This is a genomic window from Verrucosispora sp. SN26_14.1 (genome assembly GCF_004307965.1).
Taxonomy (GTDB): domain Bacteria; phylum Actinomycetota; class Actinomycetes; order Mycobacteriales; family Micromonosporaceae; genus Micromonospora.
In genome coordinates, this window is sequence record NZ_SISL01000580.1 from 1 (window position 1) to 3275 (window position 3275).

Sequence of the window (3275 nt, forward strand, 5' to 3'; positions counted from 1 at the left end):
GAGCGTCGGCTCGCCGCGCGCGGCTTCGCCGTCGACGCCCTCGGGGTGCTGGTCGCCGGGCTCACCGCCGGTGCCGTGGTGGTCGTGGCGCTGCGGACCGACGTGTCCGGCGCGTGGATCGGGGTGTTGGCGGTCGGCACGCTGGCCGCCGTGGAGATCGCCCTCGCGCTGGTCGGTGCCGCCCGGCAGTGGACCGGTCTGCGCTCCGGACTGGCCCGGGTCGCCCCGCTGCTGACGCCGGCCGCCGAGAGCCGCGACACACCGGCCGCCGCCGGGGAGCCGACCGGTGGGCGGGACAACCCGTCGACGGAGCGGCGCGACGTCCCCCGGGTACGGTTCGAGGAGGTCACGGTCCGTTACCGGGCCGGGGTGCCCGCCGCGCTCGACCGGTTCGACCTCGACCTGCCACCCGGCCGCCGGATCGCGGTGGTGGGCCCGAGCGGGGCCGGCAAGAGCACCCTCGCCGCCGTGCTGACCGGTGCGGTACGCCCGGACAGCGGTCGGGTGGGTCTGGACGGCCACGACGTGTCGACGTACCCGCCGGAGGACCTGCCGAGGGCGGTCGGCGGGCTGCTCGCCGAGGCGTACGTCTTCCACGCCACCGTCCGGGACAACCTGCTCCTCGGCCGCCCCGACGCCGACGAGGCAGCACTGGTCGCCGCCACCGAGGCCGCCGGCCTGGCGGACTGGGTACGGGCGCAACCGGAGGGCTGGGACACCGTGGTCGGCGAGGAGGGCGGGCAGCTCTCCGGTGGTCAACGGCAGCGGTTGGCGCTGGCCCGCGCGTTGCTCGCCGCGCCCGGCGTACTGGTGCTGGACGAACCGACGGAGGGTCTCGACCCGGTCTCCGCCGACGAGGTGCTCGCCTCCACCCTGGCCGCCACGCCGGCCGGGCATTCGGTGCTTCTGATCACGCATCGACTCACCGGTCTCGATGGGCTCGACGAGGTGCTGGTGCTCGACGCCGGGCGGGTGGTCCAGCGGGGACCGCACGCGGACCTGGTCGACGCCGAGGGCTGGTACCGCGACCAGTGGGTGGTGCAGCAGGCCGCCGAGCACGGTTACCTCGCGCTCTCCGGCCCGCACCGGCCCTGACCTGTGCGGCGCGTCACCGATGCCGGGCCGACCGGCACCGGCCGGCGACGGCGCGGCGTACGGGTTGTCGGGACCGCCATCGGGGTGCGGGCACCGATTACCCAGAGCAGCCCATTAGGGTATGTGCCCAGAGTCACTCATCGACATCGAGTCGGTGAGTGGGCAGCCCGACGCACACGGAGGTCACCGTGGCCCGCCAGTCGCCCCAACGGCCGGACGCCGACGAGCCCGAGCTCGATGACACCACCGGCCCCGCCAAGCCGGACGCCACCGAGCCGGAGGCCGTCGCCGAGCCGGACCCCGCCGAGCGGGAGGCCGACGACGAGTCGTCGGACGTCGAGGAGGCGGACAGCGCGGCGGCCCAGGCGTCCCGCGCCCTCTGGGACGAGCTGCGGATCGACCCGATCGAGGTCGCTCTGCCCGCCGGCACCGGCTTCACCCTGCGGGCCTACCGGCCGGCCCGTGAGTTGACCCCGACCGACGTCGCGGAACGCGACGCCGACGACCCGTTCCTGGCCCGTCGGCAGGTCGTCGAGACCGACGACGAGGACGACGACGTCGTGATCCTCGACGAGGACGTCGCCCGGGAGTTCGCCGAGAGCGACGAGGACGAGAAGCAGGACAAGGACGAGGAGTCGGGCAAGTCCGCCTCGGGCAAGTCCACCTCGAAGAAGGACTCCGACGCCGACGAGGACGCCGACGAGAAGGCGGACGACGACGGCGACGAGGAAGTCCCCGTCTTCCTGAGTCACCGGGGACGGCTGCTGCTGTTCAAGACCCCGGAATCCCTGGTCAGCTTCGTCCGTTCCGGTGCGCCCAACGATATGTCCCAGCTGGACAGCTGGAATGAATTGTCCGAACGGGTGGAACCGGCGGACATCGCCCCGCTTGAGGAGGACGTCTACGAGCTCGATCTGGTAGTGGAGAACCTGCGGGGTGGCCACGACAGCTGGGCTCCGACGCTGCTCATCGAGGCGGGCGAGGTCGCTCGCGACCTGTCGTACGCGCTGCGCCTGCCCGCCGTGCTCGACATGCTGTCCAGCGGCTCCAGCCTCGACGATCTGGACGACGCGCTACGCGCGTCTGTCAAGGGCGGCATCGGCGGATTCCTCGGTCGACGTAAGCTGAAGAAAATTGGGGCACAAACCGCAAGTCTGGGTTGGCGGACCATTGTCGGAAAGATCTCTGCGGTCGTGGACTGGCGCGACTGACGCGCACCAGGGAGCATCAGTCTCTGGCAGAGAAGACCCTGTGTTCCGGGAGGAGGACGACGCCGTGGCGCTCGTGCGCGTGTACTGCGGTCTGGCCTCGGCGGATCCGGCTGGCCGACCGGTCTCGGCCGGTTCGACGCTGACGTCCGCTGTGGTCGACGACGCAGGCCGTCTGCTGCATGTCTGCGAGGTGAGCGACGACCCGGCGGGTTACGCCCGGCTGGTCACGCTGCTCGTGGAGCGCTCAGGCGGGCCGAGCGGTGCGGCGATTGCCGCCGACAGTGACGACCACACCGTCACCTCGCTACTCAGCGCCGCCGGTCGTCCGCTGGCGATCGCCGACGACGACTCGGTCGACGACTTCGCCGAGCGGTTCGCCGACGACGACTCCTTGGAGGAGATGCAGGCCCCGCCGGCCGTCCGACGGGCTGTCGGACTGGCTCGCGCCCTCCAGGCCGGCGCCCTCTCCGCGGTGACCCTGCCGGCACCCCGGGACCTCGCCGGTTACAAGCAGGTGCTCGCGGCGCACGCCGCCCTGGCCGCCGGCCGGCACTCCGCCGCAGCCGCGCTGCGCGAGGTGCTGCGCGAGCTCTACCCGGCCGCGTTGCGGGCCTACCCGGATCCGGCCGAGTCGATCCCGCTGGCGGTGCTGGACGCGCTGCCCGAGCCGGGCATGCTCACCGACGCCGCAGGACGCGGTCGTGACGCGGCGGTCACCGCCGACGCCGTCACCGCCCAGCTCGCGGCCGAGGGCGCGGGCGAGGCGGACGCGATCGACGAGGCGGTCACCGCGCTTCGGGTGGCGATCTCCGAAACGCCGCGCCGGTCCACGGTCAACCGGGCCCTCACCTCCGCCGCCGCCGAGACGATCCGACAGGCGGTCGCCTCGGTCCGGGCCTGCGACGCCGGTTGCGAGGCGCTGGTCGGCGCCCTGCACGCCCGCACCGCTCCCCCCGCACCGGCCGTCGG

2 protein-coding genes and 1 pseudogene are annotated in these 3275 nt (G+C 73.3%); all 3 read left to right on the forward strand.

Features of this window, described 5'->3' with window-relative positions:
- A partial coding sequence (locus EYA84_RS29390; RefSeq protein WP_131057307.1) for an amino acid ABC transporter ATP-binding/permease protein occupies positions 1-1095 on the forward strand: 1095 nt, incomplete at its 5' end.
- Positions 1096-1253: 158 nt separating this feature from the next.
- Entirely contained in the window at positions 1254-2306 is a 1053-nt protein-coding gene (locus tag EYA84_RS29395; RefSeq protein ID WP_131057309.1) for a DNA primase, read from the forward strand.
- Between the two features lie 40 nt (positions 2307-2346).
- Positions 2347-3275, forward strand: a pseudogene (locus EYA84_RS29400) (transposase); the annotation flags it as partial.